The sequence below is a fragment of the Streptomyces sp. B1866 genome (assembly GCF_031932565.1).
In the GTDB taxonomy this organism is placed as follows: Bacteria; Actinomycetota; Actinomycetes; order Streptomycetales; family Streptomycetaceae; genus Streptomyces.
Map to the genome: position 1 here is coordinate 1 of NZ_JAVSCF010000145.1, position 16142 is coordinate 16142.

At 76.5% G+C, this 16142-nt stretch carries 13 protein-coding genes; 3 read left to right on the top strand and 10 right to left on the bottom strand.

Translation table 11 applies throughout. The features are described from left to right. The 3 genes from RKE29_RS18870 to RKE29_RS18880 all read right to left on the bottom strand — a co-directional run. On the bottom strand, positions 1–1710 hold a 1710-nt coding region (locus RKE29_RS18870; RefSeq protein WP_312006608.1), incomplete at its 3' end, for a DUF5107 domain-containing protein. Positions 1711–1994: 284 nt separating this feature from the next. Then, complete coding sequence (locus RKE29_RS18875; RefSeq protein ID WP_312006609.1) at positions 1995–2552, bottom strand: GNAT family protein; 558 nt, start codon at positions 2550–2552, stop codon at positions 1995–1997. Between the two features lie 139 nt (positions 2553–2691). Further along, a complete protein-coding gene (locus RKE29_RS18880; RefSeq protein WP_312006610.1) occupies positions 2692–2943 on the bottom strand; it encodes an SCO5918 family protein in 252 nt (83 codons plus the stop codon). 294 nt (positions 2944–3237) lie between these two features. Here RKE29_RS18880 and RKE29_RS18885 point away from each other — a divergent pair, with 294 nt between their 5' ends. Together RKE29_RS18885 and RKE29_RS18890 are read left to right on the top strand one after the other, a co-directional pair. Continuing rightward, positions 3238–3441: a cold-shock protein gene (locus tag RKE29_RS18885; RefSeq protein WP_312006611.1), complete on the top strand. Its 204-nt coding sequence runs from the start codon at positions 3238–3240 to the stop codon at positions 3439–3441. Between the two features lie 233 nt (positions 3442–3674). Next, complete coding sequence (locus RKE29_RS18890; RefSeq protein ID WP_312006612.1) at positions 3675–5078, top strand: DEAD/DEAH box helicase; 1404 nt, start codon at positions 3675–3677, stop codon at positions 5076–5078. A gap of 39 nt (positions 5079–5117) precedes the next feature. On the opposite strand, the gene RKE29_RS18895 is transcribed toward RKE29_RS18890, so the two are convergent. The 7 genes from RKE29_RS18895 to RKE29_RS18925 form a co-directional block, all read right to left on the bottom strand. Continuing rightward, positions 5118–5366, bottom strand: a complete 249-nt coding sequence (locus tag RKE29_RS18895; protein ID WP_312006613.1) for a DUF1049 domain-containing protein — start codon at positions 5364–5366, stop codon at positions 5118–5120. A gap of 52 nt (positions 5367–5418) precedes the next feature. After that, positions 5419–6174, bottom strand: a complete 756-nt coding sequence (locus RKE29_RS18900; protein WP_312006614.1) for a 4'-phosphopantetheinyl transferase superfamily protein — start codon at positions 6172–6174, stop codon at positions 5419–5421. A 158-nt stretch (positions 6175–6332) separates the two neighbouring features. Next, positions 6333–8396, bottom strand: coding sequence for a prolyl oligopeptidase family serine peptidase (locus tag RKE29_RS18905; RefSeq protein ID WP_312006615.1), 2064 nt, complete (start codon positions 8394–8396; stop codon positions 6333–6335). A gap of 381 nt (positions 8397–8777) precedes the next feature. Further along, on the bottom strand, positions 8778–10169 hold the full coding sequence (locus RKE29_RS18910) for a M20/M25/M40 family metallo-hydrolase (protein ID WP_312006616.1): 1392 nt from the start codon (positions 10167–10169) through the stop codon (positions 8778–8780). Next, entirely contained in the window at positions 10162–10995 is an 834-nt protein-coding gene (locus RKE29_RS18915) for a M55 family metallopeptidase (RefSeq protein ID WP_312006617.1), read from the bottom strand. Before RKE29_RS18915 ends, RKE29_RS18910 begins: the two co-directional genes overlap by 8 nt. Positions 10996–11083: 88 nt before the next feature. After that, entirely contained in the window at positions 11084–13582 is a 2499-nt protein-coding gene (locus RKE29_RS18920) for an MFS transporter (protein WP_312006618.1), read from the bottom strand. Between the two features lie 384 nt (positions 13583–13966). After that, positions 13967–14410, bottom strand: coding sequence for an SRPBCC family protein (locus RKE29_RS18925; RefSeq protein ID WP_312006619.1), 444 nt, complete (start codon positions 14408–14410; stop codon positions 13967–13969). Between the two features lie 493 nt (positions 14411–14903). On the opposite strand from RKE29_RS18925, the gene RKE29_RS18930 reads away from it, so the two are divergent. Further along, positions 14904–15938 (top strand): Rv2578c family radical SAM protein, encoded by a 1035-nt coding sequence (locus tag RKE29_RS18930; protein ID WP_312006620.1) that lies wholly within the window; start codon positions 14904–14906, stop codon positions 15936–15938. Positions 15939–16142: the final 204 nt, after the last annotated feature.

Here is a 16142-nt window from a genome sequence, read left to right on the forward strand (position 1 = left end):
CGCCTCGGTCGCGGGCGCGCGGCCGTCCGAGGCCGGGCCGCCGCTCCCGGCCGCGGCGAGCGCGCCGGCGGGCAGCAGGAGTCCGACGGCGCGCAGCAGCCGCTGCGCCGCGCGCACCGGGTGTCCGGCCACGGTGTCGGCGACCGCCAGACAGCGCAGCGCCCACGGCGTCTCGGCGCACCGCAGCGACCGCTCCCAGCTCCGCTCGGCCTGCGCCCGGTCACCCGCGTGCCACTGGGCGACGCCCAGGTGGTACTCGGCGGCCGCCGTGCCGGGCGCCGCTTCGAGCAGATCGCGCCACACCGGCGCCACCAGGGACGGCCCCGGGTCGGCCGGCAGCGGCCCGGCCGGCCAGTCGGGCAGCGCGCCGGTGCGCAGCAGCCGCCGCCACGGCTCCTGCTCCGGGCCCAGCGTGTCCGGCGGGAACGGCGTTCCCGGCAGCTCGTGGCCGCCGCGCTCCACCTCCAGCGCTCCCCAGCCGGAGCCGGTCGCCAGCTGCTCCTTGGGTTCGGTGTCGGCGCACGCCCGCCAGGCCGCGTACGCCTCGGCCACGGCGGCGCGCGGCGCCGCCGCCTCCAGCCGGTCGGCCACCTCGCGGCGGGCCGCCGCCCAGTCGCCGCCGTGCACCGTCCGGGGGTCGGCCGACAGCGGCCCGTACGCCTCCAGCCAGGCGACCTCCTCGTACGGCTCCAGGCGCACGTGGCCCAGCGGGTCCGGGGCGGGCTGCGACCACAGCTCGGCCCAGCCGGGCGCGCCGGGCCCGGCCAGCCACCGCTGCCGCCGCCGGCCGGCCGGGCCCGCTCCCCACAGCGCGAGCCCCCGGCCGCCGCACGGGCCGGCGGAGGTCTGGACCAGGCCGGTTCCCGAGGCGTCCAGCGCGGCGATCCACGGGCGCTCGCCGGCCGGCGGGTCGTAGTGGTAGTCGGCGGGCTCCTCGCCGCGCAGCGGGTAGGAGCGGTCGGCGCCGTCCCACTCCGGCACCGGCACGCGGGTGCGCGGACGGCCGCCGCCGGCGTGCCACGCGCCGTCGGCCGGCGTCAGCACGCGGGTGCCCGGGGCCTCCGGGACGGCGGCGCGGGACTGCCAGAAGACGGGCGCCGGGTCGTGGTGCGGATTGCGCACGCGCACGCCCACGTAGAGGAAGTCCGTGCCCTCCGGCAGCCACAGGTCGACCTGGAACGGCAGGTCGCGCAGCCGGTCCCACTCCCACAGGCGCACCATCTCGCCGCCGTCGGGCGCGGGCAGCCGGGCGGCGTGCAGCGGGGCGCAGGACAGGCCGGTGCGGCCGGGGGTGCCGGTGTGCCACTGGAGGCCTCCGGCGTACCAGGCGCCGTGCGGCGCGAGGTGGGCGGGCTGGAGGACGGCGGGGGCGTGCAGCAGTTCGCGGCCGGTGGGCTTGTGGTGGAGCGAGTGGATCCGGCCGCCGAGGCCGGGCAGGACGACGGCGCGCAGGCGGGTGTTCTCGATGACGACCGCGTCGTGCCGGACGGGCGCGCGGCGGCGGCCGTACCCGTCCCGCAGCCGCTCGGGCAGCGCCGAGCGCGGCGGTGCGAACCGGGCCTCGCGGGCGGCGCGTACGGGCAGCGCGGGCAGCGTGCCGGCCGCCGCGGGGCCCGCCTGGTCCAGGGGATACAGCGCGGGCAGCGGGTCGCCGGGCCCGAGCGGGGCGGTGGGGAGGGTCAGGGAGGTACGTCGCACGCTCGTGGCCACGGGCAGCCTCACTCATTCCGACGCCTGGGTCACCTCGGCTCCGGCGACCGTCCGACGCCCATGGAACACCGCGGCGGCACCGCCTGAACAGGGCGCCTTACGGCCGCATATCGCCCGGCCTGCGGCCGGATCGCGGCCCTGGCGCGGCGGCGCGGGACCCCGCCTCCGACGCGGCGGCCCGGCTCCGGCGCGCCCGCCGCCGGGTGCGGGCACGGGCCTGTCCCGCCTTTGGGCGGCCCTCCGCGCGGCCTTTCGCGCGGCGGCCTTCCGGCCGCGCGGGCAGGTCAGCGGGGCGCCGCGACGCCCGCCTCCCACATCTCGCCGGTGAGCGCCCAGCGCTCGTGGTCGCGCCACGCCCCGTTCACGTACAGGAAGGCGGGCGAGTAGCCCTCCAGCCGGAAGCCCGCGCGTTTGACCAGCCGGGCCGACGCCTCGTTGCCGGGCTGGATGTTGGCCTCCAGGCGGTGCAGCCCCAGTGGGCCGAAGGCGTGCCGCAGGACGAGGGCGAGACCTTCGGACATCAGGCCGCGGCCCGCGCTGGACGCGAAGGCGCCGTAGCCGAGCGCCCCGCTCTGGAAGGCGTTGCGGACGATGTTGTTGACGTTGATGAACCCGGCGATGGCGCCGGTGGCGCGCACGCAGACCAGCAGGCCCTCGCGGTCCGGCACGGACAGCCTGGCGAGGTAGTCGGCGAACGCCTCGTCGGTCGTCGGCGGGGACAGCCAGGGATGGTGCAGGTCCCTGCTCATCCTGGCCAAAGCCGTGAACTCCGCGCCGTCGCGCCGCTCGAAGCGGCGGATGGCGGCTCGCGCCCCCTGTGCGAGGAACGGCGGGTGGGCCACGAGGCCCATGATACGGCCGGGGCCCGGCCTCCCGCCGGGTGCGGGGCCGGGCCCGGGCTTCCCGCCGGCGCGGGGCCGGGCCCGGTCGTCCCGGCGGTCGGGGTCGAAGCGGGGGGCCGGGCGCCCGCGGGCCGGACCGTCAGCCGCCGGCGGCGGTCGGGGCCGCGTGGCAGGTGAAACCGAGGCGCTTCATCGCCCGGGTCACCTCGGCGGAGGTGAAGTCGCGCCGGTCCTGGCCGGTGAGCACCGCTCCGACCTGCTTGACAGGGTAGGCACGCGGGCCGATGCGGACGGACTCGCCGACGATGAGCTCGGGCGTGACACCGCTCATCGCCTGCTGCACCTCGCTCGCGGTCAGGTCGAAGGGGTAGCCGGCGATAATACAGCGCACAGGGTCTCCACGCGGGTCGGGAAAGGGCTCGGACGTTCGGGTCACAGCCTTGCACGTCCGGCACCGTCTAGCGAGGGCCGAACCGTGGGGAAAAGATCCCCGCCCTGGCCCGCGAACCCCCGTGGCGTGTGTTACGTTGGTGCGGTTGCGGTTTTGGTACCCATGAACTCTGTGCGCACCTGACGGGATGTGACCTTCGGGTGCGTTTTTGTTTTCCGGTTTTCCGGAAGGGTCATCGCGGCGACAGAAGCGCGCACGGTGCGGGCTTCGCTGCTCCTAAGGAGACCGGTCATCATGGCCACAGGTACCGTGAAGTGGTTCAACGCCGAAAAGGGCTTCGGCTTCATCGCGCAGGACGGCGGCGGCGCCGACGTCTTCGCCCACTACTCGAACATCGCCACTCAGGGCTTCCGCGAGCTTCAGGAAGGCCAGAAGGTGACCTTCGACATCACGCAGGGCCCGAAGGGCCCGCAGGCCGAGAACATCATTCCGGCCTGAACCTCCCTCCCGGCGTCCACGCAACGCCGTCCAGCCGTATCGCCGGCATATCCTCGGGTACTCTGGCGTCTTCCAGGCGTCCGGGCGTTTCCCGGGAAGCCTTTCCGGCCCGGCGGCGGCGTTGCCCAGGCGTTTTCCGGCCCGAGGGCCGGTGTGTCATCCAGTGGCCGGGGCCCGCACCTGAAGGGTGCGGGCCCCGGCCGCCGTTCCGCCGTCACCAGGAGGTCATGCGCGTGACTACCAGGCCCCGCGGCTCCCGCCGCCCCCGGCCCCCGGCTCCCGTACAGGCGGCGGTCCCGGCAGCCGCCGCGCCCCCCGCACGGGAAGCCGCGTCGTTCGCCGGGCTCGGCATACCCCCGGCGCTGCTGGCCGAGCTGGACCGTCAGGGCATCGGCGTCCCCTTTCCGATCCAGGCGGCCACGCTGCCCGACTCGCTCGCGGGCCGCGACGTGCTGGGCCGCGGCCGTACCGGGTCGGGGAAGACCCTGGCCTTCGGCCTGCCCCTGCTGGCCCGCACCGCCGGGCCGCGCGCCGAGCCGCGCCGGCCGCGGGCCCTGGTGCTCGTCCCCACCCGGGAACTGGCCCAGCAGGTCACCGACGCCCTCGCCCCGTACGCCCGGGCGCTGCTGCTGCGGACGGTCGCGGTGGTCGGTGGCATGTCCCTGAGCCGTCAGGCGGGCGCGCTGCGCACCGGAGCCGAGGTGGTCGTCGCCACGCCGGGGCGGCTCGCGGACCTGGTCGAGCGCGGTGACTGCCGTCTGGACGAGGTGCGCACCACCGTGCTCGACGAGGCCGACCAGATGGCCGACATGGGGTTCCTGCCCCAGGTCACGGCGCTGCTGCGGAAGGTGCCCGCGGACGGCCAGCGCATGCTGTTCTCCGCCACGCTGGACCGGAACGTCGACACTCTGGTACGCCGGTTCCTGACCGACCCGGTGGTCCACTCGGTGGACCCTGCCGCGGGCGCGGTCTCCACGATGGAGCACCACGTCCTGCACGTGGCGAGCACCGACAAGCGCGCCGCCGTGGTCCGTATCGCCGCCCGCGACAACCGGGTGATCATGTTCCTGGCCACCAAGCACGCGGTCAACCGGCTGGTGCGCGACCTGCTGGCGGTCGGGGTGCCGGCGGCCGCGCTGCACGGCGGCAAGTCCCAGTCCCAGCGCAACCGCACGCTGGAGCAGTTCAAGTCCGGCCAGGTCACGGTGCTGGTGGCCACCAACGTCGCCGCCCGGGGCATCCACGTCGACAACCTCGACCTGGTGGTCAACGTCGACCCGCCCACCGACCACAAGGACTACCTGCACCGCAGCGGCCGTACGGCGCGCGCCGGGGAGTCCGGCCGGGTCGTCACCCTCGTCCTGCCCGAGCAGCGCCGCGAGATGGCCAAGCTGATGGCCGCCGCCGCCGTCACCCCCCGAACCGCCCGGGTACGCCCCGACGACCCGGAACTGGCGCGCATCACCGGCGCCCAGGACCCCTCCGGCATCCCGGTCGTCCTCGCCGCGCCGGCCGCCGACGCCGCCCCCGCCCCCGGTGCCCGGCGGAACCGGCCGGCCGCGAAGAACCGGCGTCTGCCCGCCGCCGCGCCGGCCCGGTCGTCCGCGCGCTCCATACGCCGCCGCAACGCCGCGTGACCGTCGCCCCGGCGCCTGGCGGCGGGGCGGCCGGTCCCGTCAGTCGCCGCGGCGGCGGAAGAGGTACGCGCCGCACAGCGTGCCGATGAGGCCCACCGCGAGCAGGGCCAGCCACAGCGGCGTGGTGACCTCGGGCACGATCAGCCTGATCTTGACCTTCCGGGTGTTCTCGAAGATGAAGACGAGGGCGAGGACACCGACGAGCAGCAGGACGGCCCGGCCGGGAGTCATTCCCGACCAGGGTCCGCCGCCCGCCGCGCCGCGGGTTTTCGCTGACTTGGCGCTCATGACACCACCGTGTGCCCGCGAATCAAGCCCGCAATCCGGCACTCGTCGGGACTTAGCCCGAGCGGGTGGCCTCCCGCAGGGCGAGAGCGGCGGCGTAGTCGGGGGCGGGCCCGTCCGCGGCGCCGGGGACGGCGTGGCCGACCGGGAGGTCGACCAGGGTCCACGGGCCGACCGGCACCGGTTGGACGCCGGTGCCCACGTAGTCGGCCGCGGGGTCCTGGGACAGGCCGGTGCCGATGCCCTTCAGGTAGGCCTCCTTACGGGTCCAGCAGCGGGCGAAGGCCGCGGGGCGGGCGGCGGCGGGGAGGGCGGCCAGCTCGGCGCGCTCCCGGGGGTGCAGGCTCCCGGTGACCTGGTCGACCACGGACAGCGGCTGCACCTTCTCCACGTCCGCGCCGACCGGGCCGCCCGCGAAGGCGAAGAGCACCAGGTCGCCCGCGTGCGACATGTTGAAGTGCAGGGGGTGGCCGGGGACGGCCGGGCGGCCGTGCGGGCCGCCGCAGCCCGGGCACGGCTCGCGCGTGAACGCGACCGCCGCGGGCTCCACGCCCAGGTACGCGCCGAGGAGCTGCCGCAGGCCCAGGTGGGCCGCGACGTACCGCTCGCGGTCCTCGGCCCGCACGAAGGCCGCGGCGCGCTCGCGCTCCTCGGCGTCGAGGACCTTGCCGGGCGCATCCGCGTCCAGGTCCGCGGTGAAGCCGGACACGCTCAGCAGCCACGTCTCGGGCGGGCGCGCCGGCCAGGCGCCGGGGACGGCGGCGGGCAGCGGGTCGCGGCCGACGACGCGCGGGGCACGGGGGGTGGTCAACTCGCTCCTCCAGAGGTCGGGTCCGGCGCGGGGCCGGGGACGGTCGGTGCGGACGGGCCGGCCGGATGGCCCCGCCGGGCCTCCGGCAGCCGCGGACCGTCGGTCGGTCACGCTACCGCCGGGGCGCGCCCGGCACGCCGGCCGCGGGCCGCGGGCGTTCACATGGCGAACTTCAGGGCGGGCAGGTCGTCGCGGACCACGCCGAAAGTCCGGACGTACAGGGACAGCTCGGCCTCCAGGGCGCGGATCATGGTGTCGGCGCGGCGGAAGCCGTGCCCCTCGCCCTCGAAGGCGAGGTAGGCGTGCGGCACGCCGCGCCCGGCGATCCGCTCCAGGAACCGCTCGCACTGCACGGGCGGGCAGATCGGGTCGTCCAGGCCCTGGAGCAGCAGGAACGGGGCACGGACGCGGTCGGCCCGGTGGAGCGGCGAGCGGTCCCGGTAGCGGCCGGGGACCTCGGCGAGCGGCCCGACCAGGCTCTCCAGGTATCGGGACTCGAAGTCGTGCGTGCCGTCGGCGGTCCAGCCGGCCAGGTCGAGGATGGGGTAAATGACGGTGGCGCACGCGTACAGGCCGGTGGCGGCGGCGGAGGCCAGTGAGGAGGCCGCCGTCCAGCCGCCCGCGCTGCCGCCGCGGATGGCGAGCCGCGCCGGGTCGGCGGTGCCCTCCCGCGCGAGCGCCCGGGCCACGGCGGCGCAGTCCTCGACGTCCACCACGCCCCACTGCTCGCGCAGCCGGTCGCGGTAGGCCCGGCCGTAGCCCGTGGAGCCGCCGTAGTTGACCTCCGCGACGCCGATGCCGCGGGAGGTGAAGTAGGCGATCTGGAGGTCCAGGACGAGGGGGGCGCGGGAGGTGGGGCCGCCGTGCGCCCAGACCACGTACGGCGGGAGCTCGCCGGCCGGCGCGGCGTGGTCCGGGCTGCGCGGCGGGTACAGGTGCGCGTGGACGTCGCGTCCGTCGGGCCCGGCGAACACGCGCACCTCGGGCTCGGGGTAGTAGGCGGGGTCGACGGGGTCGGTGTGGGCGGCGCCGAGGACCCGGGCGCGCGCGGCGGCGGGGTCGAACTCCACGACCTCGTAGCCCCGGTACGGGCTCGCGGCGACGCCGACGACGCGGGTGCCGGACACGGCCAGTGTGGCGTCCCACTCCGTCCACGGCCCCGGGGCGTCGGTCAGCTCGCCGGTCGCCGGGTCCAGCACGCCGAGCACGGCGGCGCCCCGGCCGTGCACGGTGGCGATCCGGCCGTCGGGCAGGGCGGCGAACCAGCGCTGCCCGAGCCGCCAGAGCGGGCCGGCGAACTCCTCTTCGCGCGGGCACAGGTTCACCGCCCGCCACTCCCCCGCGCCGGGCCCCGCCTCGTCGGCAGGCGCGGCGCCGGGCCCGTCCCCGCCGGGCTCCGCGGCCGGGGGCGGGTCGAGCCGGTGGAGGTTCCACCAGCCGGTGCGGTCGGTGGCGGCGAGCAGCGCCCCGTCGGGCGCCCACTCGGCCTGGGCGACCGACTCCCCGGGCCCGCCGAGGACGGTCCGCGCGCCGGTGAGGACGCCGTCCCCGGACAGGTCGGCCACGACCAGCTCGGTGCCGTCCCACGGCATGCGCGGGTGGTCCCAGCCGATCCACGCCGCGCGCCGCCCGTCGGGCGAGAGCCGGGGGCAGGTCACGAAGCGGCTGTCCGCCGCGGTCAGCTCGCGGACGGCGCCGCGGTCGTCCTCGGCCGAGCCGTCCAGCGGCACGGCCGCGGCCACGCGCCGCACCTGCGTCGGCGCCTCGCCGGTGAACTCCTCCAGCACGCACCACAGCTCCCCGCGCTCGGGGTGGGCGCGCAGGTCCGCCCAGCGCAGGCCGCCGCCGACCGCCGAGACCGGGGTGAGGGGCCGCGGCGGCGCGCCCTCGGGGGCGTCCGGCTCCCACGCGTACAGCCGCTGGTCGGCGAAGTGGACGAACACGATCAGCGGACCGCCGGCCCGGGGCACTCCGGCCCACGGCCTGCCGCCGTACTCGATGACGCGGCTGCGCACGTTCCACGGCGGGGGCAGCGCCGGGACCTCCGAGCCGTCGGCCCGGCGCCGCACGAGGGTGCGCCGACCGCCTTCCCGGGGGCGGGGCGCGGTCCACCAGATCTCCTGGCCGACGGTGCCCACGAACTCCGGCCGCCCGTCGTGCGACGCGGCGAGGGCGGCGCCGACGGGGGACCGCCAGGCTCCGTAGGGGGTCGTGGACGCCATGCTCTGCTGTGCCTCCCGCTTTCGTGGACGTGGGGGCTCGGGGACGTGGGGACTCGGGGACGTGGGACGTGGTGCGCCGACGTGGTACGGGTCGCGGTCGGGCCCGGACGCGGGCCGCAGGACGCCGCCCGGGCCGGTCGGTGTCCGACACCGCCCTGTCCGGCCCCGCCCCGCCCTCGCGGGGTCCGGCCGCCTCCCGGCCGGGCCCCGGGCCGCGCGCGACCGGTTCACGGCCGGATACGGCGGCCCGGCCCGCGGACTACCAGCGCCCCGGATTCCGGCGCGCGGGATTCCGGCGCGCGGAATCCGGCGCCCGGGCCCGGCGGCCGCTGCCGCCTCCCGGCCGCGCCGCGCCCCGGCCGCCCGCCGGGCCCCGCACGCTCACGCCGCCCGCAGGAAGTGGTCGAGCACCCGGACGCCGAAGTGCAGCCCGTCGACCGGCACCCGCTCGTCCACCCCGTGGTAGAGCCCCTGGTAGTCGAAGCCCTCGGGGAGCCGGAGCGGCGAGAAGCCGTACCCGGTGATGCCGAGCCGGGAGAACTGCTTGGCGTCCGTGCCGCCCGATATGCAGTACGGCACCACGCGCGCGCCGGGGTCGAAGCACTCGACGGCCGCCCGCATGGCCGCGAACACCGGGGCGTCGACCGGCGCCTGGAGCGGCACCGACCGGTGGTGGTACTCCCAGTCCACGTCCGGCCCGGTGAGGCGGTCCAGGGTGGTGCGGAACTCCTCCTCGCCGCCCGGCAGGACGCGCCCGTCGACGTACCCGACGGCGCTGCCGGGGATGACGTTGACCTTGTACCCGGCCTCCAGGACGGTGGGGTTGGCGCTGTTGCGCACGGTCGGCTCGACCAGGGCCGCGGCGGGCCCGAGCCGGGCGAGCAGGCCGTCCACCTCGCGGGCCAGCTCCCCGGGGTCCGCGGCGTCGAGGTCGGCCTTCAGACCGTGCAGCGCGGCCAGCTCGGTCAGCGCCGCGCGCACGGTGGGCGTGAGCCGCACCGGCCAGCGGTGCTCGCCGATGCGGGCGACGGCCGAGGCCAGCCGGCTGACGGCGTTGGCCCGGTTGACCTTGGAGCCGTGCCCGGCCCTGCCCCGGGCGGTCAGCCGCAGCCAGGCGGTGCCGCGCTCGCCCGCGCCGACGGGGTACAGCCGCAGCCCGTCGCCGGCGTGGAAGGTGAAGGCCCCGGACTCGCTGATGCCCTCGGTGCAGCCCTCGAACAGCGCGGCGTGCCGGTCGGCGAGGAAGCCGGAGCCCGCGGCGGCGCTGTCCTCCTCGTCGGCGGTGAAGGCCAGCACGATGTCCCGGCGCGGCCGCACGCCCGCGCGGGCCCACGCGCGGACGACGGCGAGGACCATCGCGTCCATGTCCTTCATGTCGATGGCGCCTCGGCCCCACACCACGCCGTCGCGCACCTCGCCGGAGAAGGGGTGGACGGTCCAGTCGGCGGGCTCGGCGGGGACCACGTCCAGGTGGCCGTGGACCAGCAGGGCGGGCGCCGACGGGTCGGTGCCCGGGACGCGGGCGACGACGTTGGTGCGGCCGCGGTCGCGCTCCAGGAGTGTGGGGTCGATGCCGGCCTCGCCGAGCCGGTCGGCCACGTACTCGGCGGCGGGGCGCTCCCGGCAGTCGCCGCCGCCGCGGTTGGTGGTGTCGATGCGGATCAGCTCGGAGGTGAAGCGGACCGCCTCGTCCAGGGCCGCGGAGTCCACCGGGTCCGGCCCGGGGCCGCCCTCGACGGCCGCGCCGCGCGTGCTCGTCCCGTGCTCAGCCATACTGCTCCTCCACTGCGGCCGACACGACGGTGGTGACCGCCTTGAAGGCCCGGATGCCCTCGTACATGGTCGGTGAGGTGTAGGCGACGCGCCGCGGGCCGGCCTGCTCCACGCCGGGCACGACGGTCGCCGCGCCCGCCAGGTGCTCGGCGTCGAACTCCAGCTCCACGGTGAACGGCCCGCCGCGCACCGGCTCGTGGCGCACCGCCAGCCGGGTCGCCTCGCGGGCCGCGGCGCGGATGTCGGCCGCGGTGCGGGCGGGGGTGCGGCACACCGCGGCGTACCGCGAGACGTAGTCCTTGACGGCGACCGAGCGGGCCCGCGGGGCGTATCCCTTGGCGTCCTCGCAGGTGCGGTCGTCGCCGGTCACCAGCACCACCGGGACGCCGTACTCGGCGACGACCAGCGCGTTGAGCCGGCCCTCGCTCGCGGGCACGCCGTCGACCCACACGCCGGTGACGGAGTTGGCGAGGTAGGTGTGGGCCAGGACGCCCTCGGTGCCGGCGCCGGTGTGATAGCCGACGAACGCGATGCCGTCCACGTCGCCGTGCTGCACACCCTCGACCATGCTGAGGCTCTTGTGGCGCCCGGTGAGCATCCGGGCCCGCTCGTCCAGCTCCTCAAGCAGCAGGTTGCGCATGGTCGAGTGGGCCTCGTTGACCAGCACCTCGTCGGCGCCGCCGTCGAAGAACCCGGTGACCGCCGCGCTCACGTCGGAGGTGAACAGGCGGCGGCAGCGCTCCCACTGCGGCGTGCCGGGCAGCACGTCGGCGGGCCAGGTCACCCCGGTGGCGCCCTCCATGTCGGCACTGATCAAGACCTTCATGCTCCGCACGGTACGCGCTGCCCGAAGGCCTAACCACCCCTGTGGAAAACTGGAGTAGACCACTCGTCTGGCGGGCGCCGCCGGTGCGCTAGCCGCGCCGGGCGCGTTCGTCCTCGTGCCCGAGGAGCAGGTCGCGCTCCGTGCGCCCGCCGCCCGCCACCCGCAGCACCGTGGCCACCGGCGGGTATCCGGCCGCGATGACCGTGTACTCGCCCGCCGACAGGTCCACGAAGCGGAAGGAGCCGTCCGGGCCGGTGGTCACCGTGTCGACCACGTTGCCCGCCGCGTCCAGCAGGGTGACGCGGGCGTCCTCCACCGCGCGGCCGCCTCCGGCCCGTACCACCCCGCGCAGCACCGCGCCGCCCGCCAGTTCGATGTCCTGCCGGGTCTCGCGGGCGGCCTGCACGGTCACCGGCAGGGCGGCGGGCCGGAAGCCGGGGGCGCTGGAGGCGAGGGTGTACTCGCCGGCCACCAGTTCCTTGATGACGTAGCCGCCCTCGCGCCCGCTGCGGGTGGAGGCGACGACCTCTCCGCGCACGTCGGTCAGCGTCACCATGGCGTCGCGCACCGGGCTGCCGTCCGCGCTGGTGACGGTGCCCGCCAGCCGGCCCGCGCCGCCGAGCACCACGTCGAGGTCGACCGGCCACTCGCCGACGGTCACGCTGACCGCCTGCGGCTGGTGCCCGCTGGCGGCCGCGATGAGCACGTACGCGCCCGCGCCGGGCGTGCCCAGCTCGTACCGCCCGTCGTCGCCGGTGGCCCCGCGGCCGATCTGCCGGCCCGCGACGTCGATCAGGGTCAGGGCGGCGCACGGCACGGTGCTGCCGTCGTGGTGGTGGACGGTGCCGCGGACCGGGACGCCCGAGGCGACGGGGGCGGCGGTGGGCGCGGGCGGGGCGGGCGGGGCCGCCGCGCGCGCGGCGGGGACGGCGGGGTCTTGCTGGTCGATGTGCGACAACAGGGGTTTCTCTTTCAGCAGGAAGGCGAACAGGAAGCCCAGGGCGAGCACCGGCACGAGGTAGAGGAAGATACGGGGCATGGCGTCGGCGTACGCGGTGACGTACGCGTCGCGCAGGGCTCGGGGCATCGCGCGCACCGCTTCCGGGGTGACCGACTCCGGGTCGGGCAGGCCCCCGCCGGGGGGCGGTTTGACGGCGAGGCGGCGGTCGAGCCGGTCGGCGAGCAGCGTGCCGCACACGGCCGCGCCGACGCTGCCGCCGATCTGCCGGAAGTAGTTGCTGGCGCTGGTGGCCGTGCCGAGGTCGGCGACGGGCACGGAGTTCTGCACGGCGAGCACCAGGACGGGCAGGACGAGCCCGAGGCCGAGCCCGAGCACGGCGAGCCACAGGCTGTAGGTCACGCGGGGGGTGTCCTCGTCCAGCCGGGACAGCAGCCACATCCCGACGGTCGACAGCCCGCCGCCGAGGACGGGGTAGATCTTGTAGCGGCCGGTGGCGCTGATGAGCTGCCCGGAGATCACGGAGGCGGCCACCACGCCGCCCATCGCGGGCAGTATCAGCAGCCCGGACTCGGTGGCCGTCGCGCCGTCGACCATCTGGAAGAAGGTCGGCAGGTAGCTGGCGGCGCCGAAGAGGGCGATGCCGAGGACCGCGCCGACCAGGCCCGCCACGGCGAACACCGGGTCGCGGAACAGCCGCAGCGGGATGATCGGTTCCACCGCGATGGCCTCGACGCACAGGAACAGCACCGCGCCGACCAGCGCGCCGAGCCCCAAGCCGACGATGACGCGGGACTTCCACGCGTACTCGGTGCCGCCCCAGCTGGTCAGCAGCACCAGACACACCGAGGTCGCGGCCAGCAGCAGCGTGCCCAGCAGGTCGAAGCGGGCCCGCCGCGCCGGCTTGGGCAGCCGCAGCACCACGGCGACCACGACGAGCGTGCCCAGTCCGAAGGGGACGTTGACGTAGAAGCACCAGCGCCAGGACAGGTGGTCGGTGAAGAAGCCGCCGAGCAGCGGCCCGGCCACGGACGCCAGGCCGAACACGGCGCCGATCAGGCCCATGTAGCGGCCGCGCGCGCGGGGCGGCACGATGTCGGCCATGATCGCCTGCACGCCGATCATCAGCCCGCCGCCGCCCGCTCCCTGGACGGCCCGGAAGGCGATCAGCTCGTTCATCGTGCGCGACCAGCCGGCCAGCGCGGAGCCGACCACGAACAGGGCGATGGCGAAGAGGAAGACGCTCTTGCGCCCCACCAGGTCGCCCAGCTTGCCGTAGACCGGCAGGCCGACGGTGGAGGACAGCAGGTAGGCGGTGACGGCCCAGGACATCCGGTCCACGCCGTGCAGTTCACCGACGACCCTGGGCAGGGCGGTGGCCACGATCGTCTGGTCCAGGGCGGCCAGAGCGAACGTCAGCATCAGCCCTACGAAGACCATCCGCACGCCGGCCGCGCTCAGCGGCGCGGCGGCGGGGGCCGCGCCGGCCGGGCCGCCCGCGCGGGGCGGCGCGGCCTCCGCCGCGGGCGCACCGACGGGTCCGGCCTGTCCCTCCGCCACGCGCCCCGCCGCGGTGCCCTTGGAGCCCGCCGCGGCCTGCGCCACCGTCGTCCCGGTGGTCCCGGTCACGTACCTCTCCCCTCGTCGCACCTGCGCCCACCGCCCCATTTCTCGCATTGCGCGACAACGGGCAGCAAGCACGGGCGAACCAGCGTGCGAGGGGATGCAGGGGGCTTTCGCGCCGGTAGGAGTGCGTACGGCAGCTAACCGCACTACCGGGGAAATCCACTCGAAGCGGTGAATCCCGGCGTACTCCTGACGCGGGCACAGCCCGGGCGCGACCTGAGGCGCTCACCGCACGCGGGACGCCGGGGCCGTACCGCGCGGGGACACCGGCGCGGCACGCGCGGGACGCGGAGTCGCCACAGACGGCACGCGCGGGACGCCGCAGCGGTACACGGAGACGCCAGAGCGGCACGCGCGGGGCGCGCGGGCGGCGCCGGGCCGCGCGGGCTACTTCTCCACTTCGGCGGCGAGCCGGGCGAGGATCGCGTCGTAGATGCGGCCGAGCCCCTTGGGGGCGAAGGTCCGTTCGAAGAAGCCGCCGACGCCGCTCGCGCCCTGCCAGGTCGTGGTCACGGCCACGCGCGCCGCGCCGTCGTCCGCCGGGGTCACGGTCCAGGTGGTGACCAGGCTGGAGTTGCGGTCCTTCTCCACCAGCCGCCGCTCGCCCGGCTCGCTCACCTCCAGCAGGCAGTCGCGCACGCGCTTGCTGGTGGCCTGGAGCCGCCAGTGCACGAGGGTGCCCGCGCCCGCGCCGCCCTCCCGGACCTCGTACTCGCTGAACTGCTCGGGGAGCAGCTTCGCGCGGGTGCCCGTGTAGTCGGCGAGCGCGGCGTACACGTCGTCGGGGTTTCCCTCGACGACCCGTTCGGTGGTGGCCTCGACCTGCCCCATCGCTATCCCTTCACCCTTCGGTCGGTCCTTCGGCCGCCCGCGGCACGGCCGCCGCCGGCGGCCCGCCGGGCGGCGGCCGCCCGGGCCGGCCGATGGCCCGGCCGGCGTGCAGGCAAGCCAACCACCTGCCGTCCACCGGCCCAAATCCAGGTCACCCCGCCGCCGCAGCGGCCCGGGGCACCCCGGCAGCGGTGGCGGCCCGNGCCGGCGTGCAGGCAAGCCAACCACCTGCCGTCCACCGGCCCAAATCCAGGTCACCCCGCCGCCGCAGCGGCCCGGGGCACCCCGGCAGCGGTGGCGGCCCGCCACCGGCCCGCCACCGCCGAAACGTCCCGGCACGGCCCGTACGACGGGGACGGCCACCCGCCACCGCGCGGCGAGCCCGCCCGGCGCGGCGGAGGCCGCGACGCCCGGAGGGGGCGACAGGATGGGAACGTTTGTTCTATTCTCGAAAGGTGTTCGACGGAATAAGACCCTCCGAAAGGTGCGTGCCATGCGCTGGGAGAACCTGGCCTCCGACGGCGGCGCGGCCGCGCCCGCCCTCTTCGCCGCGGGCGCGGTGACCACCCGGACGTTCGACACCCCCGAGTTCCGCGGCATCACCTTCCACGAGATCCGCGCGCGTTCGATCGTCAACCGGGTGCCGGGCGCCTCCCGCATGCCGTTCGAATGGACGGTGAACCCGTACCGGGGCTGCACCCACGCGTGCGTCTACTGCTTCGCCCGCAAGACGCACAGCTACCTCGACCTCGACACCGGCCACGGCTTCGACTCGCAGATCGTGGTGAAGGTCAACGCGCCCGAGCTGCTGCGCCGCGAGCTGGCCGCGCCGCGCTGGCACGGCGAGCACATCGCGATGGGCACGAACGTCGACTGCTACCAGCGCGCCGAGGGCCGCTACCGCCTGATGCCCGGCATCCTCACCGCCCTCACCGAGCGCGCCAACCCCTTCTCGATCCTCACCAAGGGCACGCTGATCCTGCGCGACCTGGAGCTGCTGCGGCGCGCCGCCGACGTCACCGACGTGGGGGTGTCCGTCTCGGTCGGCTTCACGGACGACGAGCTGTGGCGCACGGTCGAGCCGGGCACCCCCTCGCCCGAGCGGCGGCTGGACGTCGTACGGGCGCTGTCCGCGCGGGGCCTGTCGTGCGGGGTGCTGATGGCGCCGGTGCTGCCGTTCCTCAGCGACTCCCCGGAGCGGCTGCGCGCGACCGTACGGGCGATCGCGGCGGCCGGGGCGTCGTCGGTGACCCCGCTGGTGCTGCACCTGCGGCCGGGCGCCCGCGAGTGGTTCTGGGCCTGGCTCGGCCGCCACCACCCGCGGCTGCTGCGGCGCTACGAGTCGCTGTACGCGGGCGGGGCGTACGCGCCCACGTGGTACCAGCGGCAGGTCACGCGGCAGGTCCACGAGATCGCCGCCGAGTACGGCATCGGCCCGGCCGGGCGCGGCGGCCACCGGCGCGTCCCGGCGCCCGCGGCCGGGCCGGACGAACCCGCCCCGCGGGCCGCCCAGCTGACGCTGCTGTGACGCCGCGCTCCCGCGCGTGAGACCACCCGCATCAGGCGGCGGCCTCGAACGGTCCGCTCACAGAAAATCCGCTCCCGCCGCGCTCCCGCGCGTGAGGCCCCCCGGGCCGCCGCGCCGCCGTCAGCCTCGCGGCCGCGGCGGTGCCGGCCCCCGGCGGCGCCTCACGCGCGGGAGCGCGGATCCGCGTCCACCTGCCCGGAGCGC

Coding starts and splice junctions, on each gene's coding strand:
- RKE29_RS18885 (WP_312006611.1), top strand. CDS start 3,238: ATGGCCACAGGTACCGTGAAGTGGTTCAACGCCGAAAAGGGCTTCGGC.
- RKE29_RS18895 (WP_312006613.1), bottom strand. CDS start 5,366: ATGAGCGCCAAGTCAGCGAAAACCCGCGGCGCGGCGGGCGGCGGACCC.
- RKE29_RS18930 (WP_312006620.1), top strand. CDS start 14,904: ATGCGCTGGGAGAACCTGGCCTCCGACGGCGGCGCGGCCGCGCCCGCC.
- RKE29_RS18915 (WP_312006617.1), bottom strand. CDS start 10,995: ATGAAGGTCTTGATCAGTGCCGACATGGAGGGCGCCACCGGGGTGACC.
- RKE29_RS18925 (WP_312006619.1), bottom strand. CDS start 14,410: ATGGGGCAGGTCGAGGCCACCACCGAACGGGTCGTCGAGGGAAACCCC.
- RKE29_RS18910 (WP_312006616.1), bottom strand. CDS start 10,169: ATGGCTGAGCACGGGACGAGCACGCGCGGCGCGGCCGTCGAGGGCGGC.
- RKE29_RS18905 (WP_312006615.1), bottom strand. CDS start 8,396: ATGGCGTCCACGACCCCCTACGGAGCCTGGCGGTCCCCCGTCGGCGCC.